The following is a 14688-nucleotide window of genomic DNA, read 5'->3' on the forward strand; positions in this document are numbered from 1 at the left end:
CCCCAGCCCCCGGCCCGCCAGGAGGTCCAGCGGCCTCACGCTCCCACCCCGCAGGAGCGCGCCGCCGCGATCCGTGCCCAGGCTGCCCGTGCCCGGAGCGAGCGAGAGGAGAGCGCGCGGCGACCCGACCCTGGGCGGTCTGCGGACGAGCGGCAGTCGCCGAGGACGTCCGACCCGCGTTCGGCCCCTCCGGCGCGGCCCGGCGGTTCGGCGCAGAACGCGCTGGGACCGCGTCCGACGGTGGAGCGCGCCATGCCGACCGTGGAGCGCGCCGCCCCCACGGTCGAACGCACAGGTCCTGTCCCGACCTCGTCACCCCTGTGGTCGAGGAACTCCTGGAGTGGCGCTCGCCCCGAGGCGCCTCGGGTCTCGCGCCAGGTGGAGCTGCCGCCAGACCCCAACCGGCAGCGCCAGAGCCAGGGGCAGAACCAGAACCAGAACCAGGGTCGGGCGTGGGACGCAGCCCCCGGACCTGGTCACCACAGTGGTTCTGGCCCTGCCGCTGCAGTACGAGCCCCCCAGGCTCCCCCCCACACCGGACCTGCTCCCGGACAACCGCGGACCGGCTCCCAGCCAGGCCTTCCTGCCGCGGCCGAGCCTGCGGCCGCCCGAACTCCGCACGTGCCCGCCACCCGTGCCCCTGAGGCCGAGGCGGCTCGCCCGAGGACCGAGTCCGTCGCCGTGGTCCCTGAGTCTCCTGAAGTAGGGCGTCCCTTCGGCACCATCTCGCTGACCGGCAGCAGTGCGCCCACGAGCACCGGCGCGTCCGACGACGTGCTGGGCGACGTGGCGTCGTCGCCGTGGAGCACGGTGGAGGTCGGGTCCGCGCCGTGGGCTCCCAGTGCGCCGGACCCGGCACCGCCGCCTGCGCCGGTCGAGCGCACCTCCTTGATGGGTGCGGCGATCAGGCCGTCGGCACCCGTGAGTGACGAGGACGACGTCGACCCGGGTCTGGAGCTGGACGACGAGTTCGACGACGAGTTCGAGGAGGACTCCGAGGAGGAGGCGACGCACCCGTACTCGTGGTTGCACGTCATCGTCCTGGTCCTGGTCGCCTTCGTGCTCGGGATGCTCATCTACATGGTGCTCCTCAACGACGACGGTGCGCCGTCCTCGGCCGGGGGCGCACCGGCTCCCACCACCTACTCAGAACACGTGAGGGATTAGTGCCCGCAACCGATCACGCCCTGGAACTCGCGGTGGGCGCCGCGCGTGCCGCTGCCGACCGCAAGGCCGAAGAGATCATCGGCCTGGACGTGAGTGAGCGTCTCGTCCTCACCGACGTCTTCCTGATCGCGTCGGGAACGAACGAACGTCAGGTCGTCGCCATCGCTGAAGCGGTGGAGGAGGCCATGCACGCGCGCGGGGTGAAGGCCCTTCGGCGTGAGGGGGTGCGCGAGGGCCGTTGGGCGCTCATGGACTTCGGCGACCTCGTCGTCCACGTCCAGCACTCGGAGGACCGCACCTACTACGCGTTGGAGCGGTTGTGGTCGGACTGCCCGGTTGTCGACCTGCCGGAGGACGTGACCACCGACGGGAACCGGCCCGAGGCCGCGTCGTGAGCCCAGCGGTCGTGCTCTGGCGGCACGGGCGCACGGCCTACAACCTGGCAGGGCGGCTGCAGGGCCAGGTCGACATCCCCTTGGACGAGGTGGGGCTCCGCCAGGCGGATGAGGCCGCCGAGATGCTCCACCTGCGGCACCGGCCCGTCCGGATCGTGTCGTCGGACCTGGGGCGCGCCGAGGCGACCGCGCAGGCACTGGCTCGCAGGGTGGGTGTCCCGGTGCAGGTCGACGCCCGCCTCAGGGAGCGGTCGTTCGGTGAGTGGGAGGGGTTGTCCGCCGAGGAGATCCGTGGCCGCTGGCCCGACGAGTACGCCGTCTGGCGCGCCGGGCACGATCCGCAGCGGGTCGGTGCCGAGACGCGCGCCGAGGTCGCGCAGAGGGTGGCGGCGGCGGTTGGCGAGCACGCGGAGGACGTGCAGGACGGCCAGACGCTGGCCGTGGTCGCCCACGGGGCTGCGATCACGCTGGGTCTGACGTCCTTGCTGGGCCTGGACCCGGTCACCTGGCGTGGTCTGGTCGGCCTGCACAACGCGCACTGGTCGGTGCTGCGCCGCTCGGCCGCAGGCGAGCCCGCGTGGCGTCTGGAGGAGCACAACGCTGGTCCCGCGGTGTCGGTGGCTGAGTGGAACGACCCCGGGGCCGCGCTGCCCAGCACGACCGCTGACGCGCTACGTCGTTGAGAGGCCCTCGTCGCGCACGCCCCGCAAGGGGCGATTGGCTTCCGAGGAGATCTTTCCTCTAGACTGCAGTTCGCCCACCAGGGCAGCGGGGCTGTGGCGCAGCTGGTAGCGCACCTGCATGGCATGCAGGGGGTCAGGGGTTCGAGTCCCCTCAGCTCCACCCGGGACGACGGCTTGCGAATCGCAAGTCGTCGTTTTCCATGCCTGCCTCCCCGTGAGCTCGCTCTGGACCTGCCCGGTCATGACCTCGCAGGTCGGTCCCGGTCGCGTCGTCCGCGGTGCACGCCGAGCTCGTAGGTGGCCAGGAGCACCAGGGTGAGGGCTGTCAGGGGGAGGACGAAGACGAGCATCACGGTGCTGTAGCGGGGGAGCGCCTCGTGCCCGGCGGAGTCGAGCAGAAGGTACGCCACGTAGGCCGTGTAGAGGGCCAGGAAGAGCCCGGCCTCCCACCGCGCGACGGTGAAGCCGGTGAACGCGACGGGCAGCAGCGCGAGGGCCACCGCGATCATCACGGGGATGTCGAAGTTCAGCGCCGAGGTCTCCACGGGCACTCCGCCGGGTGTGATCACCGCGGCCAGGCCCATGACGGCCCCGATGTTGAAGATGCAGCTGCCGACCGCGTTCCCGACGGCCATCTCGACGTCGCCCCGGATGGCGGCGATGACAGAGGTGGCGAGCTCGGGCAGGGACGTCCCGACGGCGACGACGGTCAGTCCCACCACCATCTCGCTCATGCCGAGCGCGGTGGCGACCTGGGTGGCGCCCATGACGAGCAGCTGGGCGCCACCGACCAGGAGCCCGACTCCCACGACCACCAGCACGAGCGAGACGAGCAGGCTCCGTGACCCGGTGGCCTGCTCCTCCGGTGATCGGGGTGCCCGCGGGACTCGGCTGCGCATCACGGCCCAGGTGACGTACGTGACGAGCAACGCGACCAGCACCGCGCCGTCCGCGCGGGAGATACCCCCGTCGAGGCTGAGCACGAGCATGAGACCGGACAGGACGATCAGGACGGGGACGTCACGCCTGACCACGGGCAGACGTACGGCCAGCGGGATGATGACGCCCGCCGCGCCGAGCACCAGCAGGACGTTGGCGATGTTGGAGCCGACGACGTTGCCGACGGCCAGGCCCGGGCTACCCGTGAGGCTCGCGCGTGCCGTCACCGCCAGCTCGGGGGCCGAGGTGGCGAAGGACACCACGGTGAGCCCGATGACCAGGGGCGACAGTCGGAACGACCGCGCCAGGGACGACGCCCCGCGCACCAGCCCCTCACCCCCGAGGACGAGCAGGACGAGGCCACCGATGAGCAGGAGCGCAGTCACGGCCCAAGAGTCCCATGGCCGGGCCGACTCCCGGTCCAGGCTGCGCGCCCCCGGGTGCCGTGACCGACGCGAAGGTGCGTGGCGTTGATCGTAGGGTCGACGTCATGCCGATCCGCCCGCCGGTGCCGCGAGCGAGTGGACGACAACACCTGCGGGCGTGGGAGTCGGTGCCGATGAGGAAGGCAAGGAGGTGGGACGTGGGGGACGTCACGGGGCGTCGGCGACGGCGCGCAGGCCGGGTGGCCGCGGCAGCGGCCGTCGTGCTCCTGGTCTCCGTGGTGGTCGGGGTCTCCACCGCGCGTACGGACGCCGGCCTGGGCCCGCACTCGGCCCGCTACGAGGTGACTCTCGACCACGCGGTGACGGTGGACCTCGGGCCGTTGGGGACGATCGTCGTCGACTCCCCGCTCCCGTTGACCCTCGGTGCGCGGGTCGTGGTCCAGGAGATCCCGCGCGAGGTGACCGCCCTGCAGGGGATCGACACGCTCGACGCGCTGCTGAACGACCTCGAGAGCTACCTGCAGTTCTTCAGCGCCCCGGGCGCGACGGTCGAGGTCGCCGCACGGGGCCTGGTGTGGGACGCCGCCCGGCGCGCGGCCCTGACGTTCGTCCTGATCACCGGGTCGGTGCTGGCGCTGCGCGCGGTGATGGGCCGAACGCGCCGCGAGGAGGTGGCCCGAGCGCTCGTCCCGCACCGGCGGCTCCTGACGGGGGCGGCGGTGGTCGTGGTCGTGGTGGCCGGGACCGTGACCTCGGGGGGGACCGAACCCCCAGGGGTGGCCAGGGACGTCGCACCCTCGACGGTGTTCGACGGGACGCCCCTGGAGGGGGCGCGTGTCACCGGCAGACTCGCGGGCGTGATCGACACCTACGGCGGGTACGTGGTCGAGGCCTACCGGGACAACGAGGTGTTCTACACCCAGGCACGGACCAACCTCGAGCAGTCGTGGGTCGAGCGGGTCGCGGCAGACGCCGAGATCGCCGAGCTGCGGGCCTCGTTGCGTGGCAACCTCCGGACACCGGTGCCGAGCGCGGAGGTCGACACCGAGGACCCGGCCACCGAGAGCCCGGCCGTGCAGGGGGCCGGCGGCCCGACCCCGATGTGGCCAGGGGTGGTGACCGACCCGGACGAGCTGGTGACCGCCGTGGTCGTGGCCGACCTGCACTGCAACGTCGGGATGGCGCCGGTGGTCGGTGCGCTGGTCGAGCTGGTCGACGCCGATCTGGTCCTCAACGCCGGCGACACGACGATGAACGGCACGACGGTGGAGTCCTACTGCATCACGGCGTTCGCCCGGGACATACCCGACGGTGTCCCGGTGGTGGTCGCCGACGGCAACCACGACAGCTACGAGACGTCCGCCCAGGAGCGTGAGGTGGGGTGGACGGTCCTGGAGGGGCAGGTCGTGGAGGTCGCCGGGGTACGGATCCTGGGTGACGCCGACCCGCGCGCGACCAGGGTGGGCTCGGGCACGTCCCTCGCCGGGCAGGAGACCTTGGCGCAGGTGGACGAGCGTATGCGCGAGGTCGCGTGCGACGACGGGGCGGAGGTGGACCTGCTGCTGGTCCACGACTCGGCGATGGCCATCTCGGCGCTCGAGGACGGGTGCGCGCCGGCGCTCGTCTCCGGCCACATGCACCGCCGGATCGGTCCGGTCCGGGTGGGTGACGGTGTGAGGTACGTCAACTCCAGCACCGCCGGAGCGCTGCACGGGCGCCCCACGGTCGGCCCGCTCCACGGGGTCGCCGAGATGACGGTGCTGAGGTTCAGCCCGGAAGGGCGAATCGTGGACTACCGGCTCGTGCGCGTCTACCCCGACACCGGTGTGACGGTGGGGTTCCCGGTCCGCTGGCCGGGGACACGCCCGGAGTCCGTCCTGAGCCCCGGTGTGCGATGACTCGGCTCGCGGCCGGGCCCGTGCCCACCGCGATGCTCCACAGGGCCGGCTCGTGGTCGGGGGAACACCCTGCATTGCGTACGGTAGAGAGCACGACCGCCGACCTGTGAGGAGAGCCGTGCAACGCCGCCCAGCCCGTGACCTGACCCGTGGTCCAGTCCTGTCCGACCTGACCAGCCGGACCGGTCTCGTCGCCGCCGGCACCGTCGCGCTTCTGCTCACCGGTGCGGCTGTGGCAGCTCCGGCCTCGGCGCACGACGTGCTCCTGGACAGCGAACCCGGTGACGGCGAGGTGCTCGAGGAAGTGCCGGAGGAGGTGGTGCTCACCTTCTCTGCCGACCAGCTCGACCTCGGGGCGGTCATCCAGGTCCTGGACGCCGACGAGACGGCGTGGGAGGACGGCGACACCGTCGTCGACGGTGACCAGGTGCGGGTCGCCGTCGACCCGGACATCCCCTCGGGGGACTACACCGTCCAGTGGCGCTCGGTGGCCAGCGACGGGCACCCGATCACCGGGACGTTCGCCTTCGGCCTGGACGTCCCGGAGCCTGAGGAGACGCCTGCGGTCGAGGAGACCGTCGAGGAGGCCCCACCAGCCCCTGAGCCGACCCCGACCGCCGAGCCGTCCCCGGAGCCCGAGGTCGTGGAGGAGGAGGGTGGTGGCGTCCTGGTCCCCGTCCTGATCGGCGCTCTGGTCCTTGCCGGAGTTGCCGGTGCCTTCTGGTGGCGGCGTAGGTCACGGGAACCCCGGCCGTGACCAGGCGCTCCCGGACCCCCCGCGAGGAGCGCCACCGTCGTTGGATGTTCCGGACCCTGATCACGGTCGTGGTCGCAGCCACCGCCGTGGTGGGCGGGCCCTGGGTGTACGCCCAGTACTTCGCCCCCGACCCGGTCGAGCCGGTCACGTTGTCCGACCAGGAGACCGCCGGCGTGCTGGTGGAGCAGTTCGAGGGCGTCGAAGGGATCTGGCCGGTCCTGGAGGGCTCGGAGGCCGGGTACCGGGTCGAGGAGGTCCTCTCCGGTCAGGACGTGACCGTGGTCGGGCGCACGGAGGAGGTCTCCGGAGAGCTCGAGGTCGTCGACGGGGAGCTGGTGGACGCCCAGGTGGTGGTCGCCACGGCCTCGATCACGACGGACGAGTCGGCCCGGGACGCCTACTTCCGGCGCGCCCTGGACACCTCGACGTACCCGCAGGCCACCTTCGTCCTCGCAGAGCCCGTGCCGGTCGGGGACCTGGACCAGGACTCGGGCCCGGTCGAGGTCGAGGCCGTCGGCACGTTGACCTTGCGCGACGTCTCGCGGCCGGTGACGGCCGTGCTGGAGGCGCAGGTCGTCGGTACCGGTGTGGAGGTCGTGGGCCGGGTGCCGGTCGTCCTGGAGCAGTACGACCTGGCCGTGCCGGACCTGGGGTTCGTCACCGTCGAACCGGAGGGCACGGTCGAGTTCCGCCTCGTCCTCGGACGTTGAGGCGCCAACCGGTGCAGAGGGCACTAGGGTTTCGCCATGGCGAAATCTGCGACCGGTGCCGGCCTGGTGGCGGGGCTGGTGGCCGGGCTGCTGGTGACCGGTTGCGGTGTGCCCCAGCCGCAGGTGAGCGGTGGTGCCGCGACGGACGAGGGCCGGCCGACCGTCCTGGCGACGTTCAGCGTGCTGGCCGACATCGCCTCGGTCGTGGCGGGCCCGGACGCCGTCGTGGAGTCGTTGACCCCCGTGGGCACCGAGATCCACGGGTACGAACCCACACCGTCCGACATCCGCCTGGCCGACGGCGCGGACGTCCTGCTCGCCAACGGGTTGGGCCTGGAGGACTGGCTGGTCCGGCTGGTCGAGCCCTCGTCCGTCCCGACGGTCGTGCTGGGTGAGGGCGTGGACCCGGTGCCGGTCGGAGGTCCCGACGGTCCGACCAACCCGCACGCCTGGATGTCGGCCCAGGTCGGCGCCCAGTACGTGGAGCAGGTGGTCGAGGTCCTCGCCGAGCTCGACCCCCCACGTGCCGAGGCCTACGAGCAGCGTGGAGCGGCCTACGCGGCCGAGCTCCGCGACCTGCACCAGGACCTCCTCACCCGGTTGAGCACCGTCCCCCCGGAGCACCGGGTGCTGGTGACGTGCGAAGGGGCGTTCTCCTACCTGACCCGGGACGCAGGCCTGGACGAGGTGTACCTGTGGCCCGTCAACGCCGAACGCGAGGGAACCCCGCAGCAGGTCGCCGAGGTCGTACGCACCGTCCGCGACCGTGAGGTCCCTGCCGTGTTCTGCGAGTCGACCGTCTCCTCCGCAGCCCAGGAGCAGGTGGCCCGTGAGTCCGGCGCGCGGTTCGCCGGTGTGCTCTACGTCGACTCCCTCTCCGGTCCCGACGGGCCCGTCCCCACCTACCTGGACCTGCTGTCCTACGACGTGGACCTGATCGTCACGGGCCTCGGCGGTCACCAGGGCGCCGGGTGAGCCCCGGCCCCGCCCCGGGCATCCCGGCGCTCCACGTGGACGCGGTGACCGTCCGGTACCGGGAGACCCTGGCCCTGGAGGACGTCACCGTCCGGGTCGAGCAGGGGCAGGCGTGCGGGCTCGTCGGGTCCAACGGGTCCGGCAAGTCCACCCTGTTCCGCGCCGTCCTGGGCCTGGTCCCCACCCACGAGGGCGCCGTCCGCATCCTGGGTACCGAGCACCGCACCGCCCGCGCCAAGGGCCTGGTGGGCTACGTCCCCCAGGGCGACGAGGTCGACAAGGACTTCCCCGTCACGGTCCGGGACGTGGTCGCCATGGGTCTGCGACGCGCCGGACCCCCACCACGGGCCCGCACCGCCGAGCTGGTCACCCGGGCGCTCGAGCGGGTCGACCTCGCCGACCTCGGCGGGCGTCAGATCGGCCGGTTGTCCGGTGGTCAACGTCAACGGGTCATGCTCGCCCGCGCGCTCGTGGCCCGGCCGCGCGTCCTGCTCCTGGACGAGCCCTTCACCGGTGTCGACACCACCTCCCAGGAGGTGCTCGTGGACGTCCTGCGAGGACTCGTCCAGGACGAGGGCGTGTCGGTGCTGGTCTCGACCCACGACCTGTCGGTGCTGCCGGACCTGTGCACCGTCGCGGTCCTGCTCCACCGCCGCGTCCTGGCCGCCGGACCCACCGGCCAGGTCCTCACCCCCGAGAACCTGGCCCGCACGTTTGGCGGTGGACGAGGGTGACCTGGGAGCTTCTCGCCGAACCCTGGCAGTACACCTTCATGCAGAGGGCACTGCTCGTCACCGTCGTCGCCAGCGTCGTGTGCGCGCTCCTGAGCTGCTGGCTCGTCCTGGTGGGCTGGTCCCTGATGGGCGACGCGGTGTCCCACTCGGTGCTCCCCGGAGTCGTCCTGGCGTACCTGGCAGGGCTCCCGTTCGCCATCGGGGCCTTCGTCATGGGCCTGGGCGCCGTCGCGCTGATCGGAGCCGTGCGCCAGACCACCCGGGTCAAGGAGGACGCCGCGATCGGCGTGGTCTTCACGACCCTGTTCGCCCTGGGGGTGGTCCTGGTGTCCGTCACACCCAGCCAGGTCGACCTGGGCCACATCCTGGTCGGCAACGTGCTCGGCGTCTCGGACGAGGCGCTCGCCCAGGTGCTGCTGATCAGTGCCGCCGTGGTCCTTGTCGTCCTGGTCCAGCGACGGGACCTGACCCACTGGGCCTTCGACCGCACCCACGCCCACGTCGTCGGGCTCCCGGTCAACCGGCTGCGCTGGACGCTCCTGGTGCTGCTCGCGCTCACCGCCGTCGTCGCGCTCCAGGCCGTGGGCGTGGTCCTCGCGGTCGCGATGCTGATCATCCCCGGTGCCACCGCCCACCTGCTGACCGACCGTTTCTCCCGGATGCTGGTGGTCGCACCGACGCTCGCGGCCACGTGCGCGGTGGTCGGCACGTGGGGCAGCTATGTGCTCGACGTCTCCAGCGCGGGCCTGGTCGTGGTGGCCCAGGGGTCGGCGTTCGCCCTGGCGTGGGGGGCGGTGAGGGTGCGTGGCCGGGCGACGGCGTGAACCCGGCACCTCGGGCCCTGCTCCCCACGCCCCGACCGCGGTGGAGCAGGACTACCTGAAGGCGGTCTGGGCCGCAAGGGAGTGGTCGGACGAGCCGGTCACGGCAGGAGCGTTGGGTCGCCGCCTCGGTGTGGCGCCCTCCACCGTCACCGAGACGCTGACGCGCCTGGTCGCGCGCGGGTGGGTGACCAGGAGACCCTACGGGCCGGTCGCCCTCACCCCGGAGGGGGAGCGGCTCGCGCTCGCGGTGGTCCGCCGGCACCGGCTCCTGGAGACGTGGCTGGTGCGTGACCTGGGCTACCGGTGGGACGAGGTGCACCAGGAGGCCGAGGTGCTCGAGCATGCCGTGTCGGACGTCTTCGTGGAGCGGCTCGACGCCCGCCTGGGTCGGCCCGACCGTGATCCCCACGGTGACCCCATCCCGGGCCCCGACGGGTCCGTGCCGTACCGGGCAGGGGTCCCGTTGGCGTCCCTGGGCCGTGGCGAGCGTGGCGTGGTGGTGCGGGTCAGCGATCAGGACCCGCAGGTCTTGAGGGAGTGCGCCGCGTGCGGGGTCACCCTGGGCTCGGTGGTGGAGGCTCCAGCGGGACTGTCGACGGACGCCCTGGCTGCTGTGCGGGTCACCCGGCTGTAGGCCTCCCGCGATCGGCATCCGCAGGTTACGCTGGCGTAGGTTTCACCCCGATGTGCTGCCGTCCGGGCACTGCGTCGCACCAGCCCGCTCGACAGGATCCTGCATGGATGTTCTCACCACCGCCCAGCCCACGCCCCAGGACCGCCAGGTCAGCGACTTCACCGCACTGACCCGGACCGTCCGTGAGGCCGGGCTGCTCCGGCGTCGGCACGGGTACTACTGGTCCCGGTTCGCCCTCCTCAACGGCCTTCTCGCAGGCCTGGTGACCGCGATGGTCCTGCTCGGGGACTCGTGGTGGCAGCTCGCGATCGCCGCCGGCCTGGCCGTGGTGCTGGGTCAGGTCATGTTCCTGGGGCACGACGCCGCCCACCGGCAGATCTTCAGCTCGGGCCGGTGGAACGACTGGGCGAGCCTGGTGGTCGCGAACCTGTACGCGGGCATGAGCTACGGGTGGTGGCAGCACAAGCACAGCCGCCACCACGCCAAGCCCAACCAGGTCGGCGCCGACCCGGACATCCGCAACGGCGTCCTGGTCTTCGCACCCCAGGGGCTGGAGAAGCCCAGGACCGGGCTGCGCGCGTGGTTCGCCGCGCGACAGGGGTGGTTGTTCTTCCCCCTGCTGCTCCTGGAAGGCCTCAACCTGCACGTCGCGGGCCTGCGGACGATCTTCGGGCGCCAACCGGTGCGACGCCGTCCGGTCGAGATCGCCCTCGTGCTGCTCCGGCTGGGGGGCGGGCTCGCACTCGTGCTGTGGCTCATGCCGCTGGGACTGGCGGCCGCATTCCTGGCGGTGCAGCTGGGGTTGTTCGGCCTGTACATGGGCGGGGTGTTCGCCCCCAACCACAAGGGGATGCCGATCGTGCCCCCGGACTCCCGCATCGACTTCCTACGCCGCCAGGTGATCATGAGCCGCAACGTCAGCGGTGGACGGTTCGTGGAAGAGCTCACCGGCGGCCTGAACTTCCAGATCGAGCACCACCTGTTCCCGAGCATGGCCCGGCCGTACCTGCGCCGTGTGCGCCCGATCGTCCGTGAGTTCTGCGAGAGCCGCAGCATCCCTTACAGCGAGACGACCCTGTGGCGCTCGTACGGGATCGTCGTGCGCTACCTCAACGAGGCCGGCCTCGCCGCGAGGGACCCGTTCCAGTGCCCCTTGACGCTCGCGTACCGTTCGGCTCGCTGAGCCGCGACGGCAGGTCCGTGACCCGGCGGTAGCCTGGTCCGGTGCACACGCAGGACTCGACCACAGCCCCGGACCGTCCCACCGCGACGGCGCCCACCGACGCGCCCGACAGCCCACCCATGCGCTACACCGCTGCGCTCGCGGAGCAGATCGAGCTGCGCTGGCAGCAGCGTTGGGAGGACGAGGGGACGTTCCACACGCCCAACCCGGCCGGCGGCCTGACCGACGGGGGCGGGGCTGCCGCGCAGGACGCGCCCGCGTTCTTCATCATGGACATGTTCCCCTACCCCTCGGGCGCGGGACTGCACGTGGGGCACCCCTTGGGGTACATCGCGACCGACGTGGTCGGCCGGCACCGTCGGATGTGCGGCGACAACGTCCTGCACGCGCTCGGGTACGACGCGTTCGGCCTGCCGGCCGAGCAGTACGCCGTCCAGACCGGGCAGCACCCCCGGGTCACGACCGAGGCCAACATCGCGAACATGCGCCGCCAGCTGCGCCGGCTCGGCCTGGCGCACGACCCGCGCCGCACCTTCGCGACCACCGACCCGGACTACGTGCGGTGGACCCAGTGGATCTTCCTGGAGATCTTCAACTCCTGGTACGACGCCGACGCCGAGCGCCCCGACGGGGGCCGGGGTCGCGCCCGCCCGGTCACGGAGCTGGTCGCCGAGTACGCCGCTGGTACCCGACCGGTCCCGGGCGAGACGCCCTGGGCCGAGCTGGACGAGGTGGAGCGCCGGAGGCTGGTGGACTCCCGACGGCTGGCCTACGTCTCCCACACGCCGGTCAACTGGTGCCCCGGGCTGGGCACCGTCCTGGCGAACGAGGAGGTCACGGTCGACGGGCGCTCCGAGCGGGGCAACTTCCCGGTGTTCAAGCGCAACCTGCGCCAGTGGAACATGCGGATCACCGCCTACGCCGACCGCCTGGCAGAGGACCTGGACCTGATCGACTGGCCCGAGAAGGTCCGGTCCATGCAGCGCAACTGGATCGGTCGCTCCGAGGGTGCGCAGGTGCGGTTCGCCGTCACCGGTGGGCACCTGGAGGTGTTCACCACCCGGCCGGACACGCTGTTCGGTGCGACGTTCATGGTGGTCGCCCCCGAGCACCCCCTGCTCGACGACGTCCCCGCCGTGTGGCCCGAGGGCACCCGGCCGCAGTGGACCGACGGCCACCCCGACCCGCGGGCCGCTGTGGCCACGTACCGCGCGCAGGCCCAGGCGAAGAGCGCCGTGGAGCGGCAGGCCGACACGTCCAAGACCGGCGTCTTCACCGGCCATTTGGCCACCAACCCGGTCACCGGCACCCAGGTGCCGGTGTTCACGGCCGACTACGTCCTGATGGGGTACGGGACCGGCGCGATCATGGCGGTCCCTGGCGGTGACGAGCGTGACCACGAGTTCGCCGTCACCTACGGCCTTCCGGTCGTCCACACGGTGCTGCCGTCAGCGGATGCCGAGCCGCCTCAGGGTGCGTACACCGGTGACGGCGTCGTGGTGAGCTCCAGCGGTGAGCACCTGTCGCTGGACGGCCTGGACGTCGCGACCGCCAAGCGGCGCATCACCGAGTGGCTGGAGGAGCGCGGCCTGGGCCGAGGGACGGTGACCTACCGTCTGCGCGACTGGCTGTTCAGCCGCCAGCGGTACTGGGGCGAGCCGTTCCCGATCGTCTACGACGAGCACGACCTGCCGATCGCCCTGCCGGTCGAGCAGCTGCCGGTCAACCTGCCGGACGTCCCGGACTACTCCCCGCGGACCTTCGACCCCCAGGACGCGGACTCCACACCCGAACCCCCTCTGGGCCGCAACGAGGACTGGGCCACGGTGACCCTGGACCTGGGCGACGGCCCGAGGGAGTACCGCCGCGACACGAACACGATGCCGAACTGGGCCGGGTCGTGCTGGTACTACCTGAACTACCTGGACCCCGGCTCGCGCGAGGTCCTGGTCGACCCCGCGCTCGAGGAGTACTGGATGGGCCCGGGGCACAACGGGTCCGTCGGTGCGGCCGGTGGGGTCGACCTCTACGTGGGCGGTGTGGAGCACGCCGTCCTGCACCTGCTGTACGCGCGCTTCTGGCACAAGGTCCTGCACGACCTGGGTCACGTGAGCAGCCGCGAGCCGTTCCACCGCCTGTTCAACCAGGGGTACGTCCAGGCGTACGCCTACCGCGACGACCGTGGCCAGCCGGTGCCGGCGGCCGACGTCGTCGAGGAGGCCGACGCCGACGGCACCACCCGGTACCTGTGGCAGGGCCAGGAGGTCCGTCGCGAGTACGGCAAGATGGGCAAGTCCCTGAAGAACGTGGTCACCCCGGACGAGATGTACGAGTCCTACGGCGCGGACACCTTCCGGGTCTACGAGATGTCGATGGGCCCCCTGGACCTGTCCCGTCCGTGGGAGACCAGGGCGGTGGTCGGGTCGCAGCGGTTCCTGCAGCGGCTGTGGCGCAACGTGGTGGACGAGACCACCGGTGAGGTGACGGTCGTCGACACCGAACCGGACGCCGCCACGCTGCGCCTGGTGCACCGCACCATCGACGAGGTGCGCACCGAGATGGAGGCGATGCGGTTCAACACCGCCATCGCCAAGCTCATCGTGCTGAACAACCACCTGACCTCCCTGGACCGGGTGCCCCGGTCCGCGGCCGAGACCCTGGTCCTGCTGCTCGCGCCGATCGCGCCGCACATCACCGAGGAACTCTGGTGCCGCCTGGGGCACGAGGGCAGCCTCACACGTGCGCCCTACCCCGTCGCCGACCCCCGGTACCTCGTCGAGGAGACCGTGACGTGCGTGGTCCAGGTGCAGGGCAAGGTCAGGGACCGTCTCGAGGTGCCGCCGTCGATCGGCGACGACGAGCTCCGCGAGCTGGCTCTGGCGACGGCCGGTGCCCAACGCGCGCTCGACGGCCGCGAGGTGCGCACGGTCATCGTGCGTGCACCGCGCCTGGTGAACGTGGTGCCGGCCTGACATGGCAGGCAGGGTGGCGGTCGTCACGGACTCGACCGCATCGATGCCCGCGGTGCTGGTCGAGGCCGCGGACGTCGTCGTGGTGCCACTCCAGGTCATCGTGGACGGCACACCCCACCAGGAGGGTGTCGACCTGAGCCCCGCCCAGCTCGTGAGCGCGCTCCGACGCGGTGCCACCGTCACCACGTCCCAGCCCGGGCCCGAGACCTTTGCGCGGGCCTACGCCCGGGTGGCGGCGAGGGGTGCTCGGGAGATCGTCTCGGTCCACATCTCCGCAGACCTGTCCGGGACCGTCACCTCGGCCGAGCTCGCTGCCCAGACCGCCGGCGTCCCGGTCCACGTCGTGGACTCCCGGACCGTGGGCATGGGCCTGGGCCTGGCCGTCGCCGCCGCGGCGCAGCACCGTGACGACGGCGCACGGGCCGCGCGCG

Annotated in this window: 14 protein-coding genes and 1 tRNA gene; 14 read left to right on the forward strand and 1 reads right to left on the reverse strand. The window is 72.1% G+C overall.

Annotated elements, in window-relative coordinates:
• Positions 1 to 921: 921 nt before the first annotated feature.
• The 4 genes from N869_RS17325 to N869_RS07670 all read left to right on the forward strand — a co-directional run bounded on the left by N869_RS17325 (position 922) and on the right by N869_RS07670 (position 2405).
• Positions 922 to 1167: a hypothetical protein gene (locus N869_RS17325; RefSeq protein WP_156968422.1), complete on the forward strand. Its 246-nt coding sequence runs from the start codon at positions 922 to 924 to the stop codon at positions 1165 to 1167.
• Positions 1167 to 1562, forward strand: coding sequence for a ribosome silencing factor (gene rsfS, locus N869_RS07660; RefSeq protein WP_035059886.1), 396 nt, complete (start codon positions 1167 to 1169; stop codon positions 1560 to 1562). Before N869_RS17325 ends, rsfS begins: the two co-directional genes overlap by 1 nt.
• Positions 1559 to 2245 carry a histidine phosphatase family protein gene (locus tag N869_RS07665; protein ID WP_035059889.1) on the forward strand — a complete coding sequence of 229 codons (687 nt, stop codon included), beginning with the start codon at positions 1559 to 1561 and terminating at the stop codon, positions 2243 to 2245. Before rsfS ends, N869_RS07665 begins: the two co-directional genes overlap by 4 nt.
• An 87-nt stretch (positions 2246 to 2332) precedes the next feature.
• Positions 2333 to 2405: transfer RNA gene (locus N869_RS07670), tRNA-Ala, on the forward strand.
• A gap of 79 nt (positions 2406 to 2484) precedes the next feature.
• Here the strand turns inward: N869_RS07670 and N869_RS07675 are convergent.
• Positions 2485 to 3570, reverse strand: a complete 1086-nt coding sequence (locus tag N869_RS07675) for a calcium/sodium antiporter (RefSeq protein ID WP_035059891.1) — start codon at positions 3568 to 3570, stop codon at positions 2485 to 2487.
• Between the two features lie 197 nt (positions 3571 to 3767).
• Here N869_RS07675 and N869_RS07680 point away from each other — a divergent pair, with 197 nt between their 5' ends.
• The 10 genes from N869_RS07680 to N869_RS07725 form a co-directional block, all read left to right on the forward strand.
• Complete coding sequence (locus tag N869_RS07680) at positions 3768 to 5468, forward strand: metallophosphoesterase family protein (RefSeq protein WP_232229654.1); 1701 nt, start codon at positions 3768 to 3770, stop codon at positions 5466 to 5468.
• Positions 5469 to 5586: 118 nt separating this feature from the next.
• Positions 5587 to 6225: a copper resistance CopC family protein gene (locus N869_RS07685; RefSeq protein ID WP_052105228.1), complete on the forward strand. Its 639-nt coding sequence runs from the start codon at positions 5587 to 5589 to the stop codon at positions 6223 to 6225.
• 44 nt (positions 6226 to 6269) lie between these two features.
• A complete protein-coding gene (locus tag N869_RS07690) occupies positions 6270 to 6935 on the forward strand; it encodes a YceI family protein (RefSeq protein WP_035059892.1) in 666 nt (221 codons plus the stop codon).
• A 36-nt stretch (positions 6936 to 6971) separates the two neighbouring features.
• Positions 6972 to 7910: a metal ABC transporter substrate-binding protein gene (locus N869_RS07695; RefSeq protein ID WP_084136667.1), complete on the forward strand. Its 939-nt coding sequence runs from the start codon at positions 6972 to 6974 to the stop codon at positions 7908 to 7910.
• Positions 7907 to 8644 (forward strand): metal ABC transporter ATP-binding protein, encoded by a 738-nt coding sequence (locus tag N869_RS07700; RefSeq protein ID WP_084136670.1) that lies wholly within the window; start codon positions 7907 to 7909, stop codon positions 8642 to 8644. Before N869_RS07695 ends, N869_RS07700 begins: the two co-directional genes overlap by 4 nt.
• 38 nt (positions 8645 to 8682) lie before the next feature.
• Positions 8683 to 9468 carry a metal ABC transporter permease gene (locus N869_RS07705; protein WP_052105231.1) on the forward strand — a complete coding sequence of 262 codons (786 nt, stop codon included), beginning with the start codon at positions 8683 to 8685 and terminating at the stop codon, positions 9466 to 9468.
• Entirely contained in the window at positions 9449 to 10102 is a 654-nt protein-coding gene (locus tag N869_RS07710; RefSeq protein ID WP_084136673.1) for a metal-dependent transcriptional regulator, read from the forward strand. Before N869_RS07705 ends, N869_RS07710 begins: the two co-directional genes overlap by 20 nt.
• A 103-nt stretch (positions 10103 to 10205) precedes the next feature.
• Entirely contained in the window at positions 10206 to 11285 is a 1080-nt protein-coding gene (locus N869_RS07715; protein ID WP_035059894.1) for a fatty acid desaturase family protein, read from the forward strand.
• 119 nt (positions 11286 to 11404) lie between these two features.
• Positions 11405 to 14257, forward strand: a complete 2853-nt coding sequence (gene leuS, locus N869_RS07720; protein WP_084136676.1) for a leucine--tRNA ligase — start codon at positions 11405 to 11407, stop codon at positions 14255 to 14257.
• Position 14258: 1 nt separating this feature from the next.
• Positions 14259 to 14688: DegV family protein (locus tag N869_RS07725; protein WP_035059897.1), on the forward strand; the 430-nt coding region annotated here is incomplete at its 3' end.

Source organism: Cellulomonas bogoriensis 69B4 = DSM 16987 (assembly GCF_000767165.1).
Taxonomy (GTDB): domain Bacteria; phylum Actinomycetota; class Actinomycetes; order Actinomycetales; family Cellulomonadaceae; genus Actinotalea; species Actinotalea bogoriensis.

Excerpts from the sequence above, each read along its gene's own strand:
- N869_RS07690 (WP_035059892.1), top strand. The coding sequence starts at position 6,270 with ATGTTCCGGACCCTGATCACGGTCGTGGTCGCAGCCACCGCCGTGGTG.
- N869_RS07695 (WP_084136667.1), top strand. The coding sequence starts at position 6,972 with ATGGCGAAATCTGCGACCGGTGCCGGCCTGGTGGCGGGGCTGGTGGCC.
- N869_RS07705 (WP_052105231.1), top strand. The coding sequence starts at position 8,683 with ATGCAGAGGGCACTGCTCGTCACCGTCGTCGCCAGCGTCGTGTGCGCG.
- N869_RS07715 (WP_035059894.1), top strand. The coding sequence starts at position 10,206 with ATGGATGTTCTCACCACCGCCCAGCCCACGCCCCAGGACCGCCAGGTC.
- leuS (WP_084136676.1), top strand. The coding sequence starts at position 11,405 with ATGCGCTACACCGCTGCGCTCGCGGAGCAGATCGAGCTGCGCTGGCAG.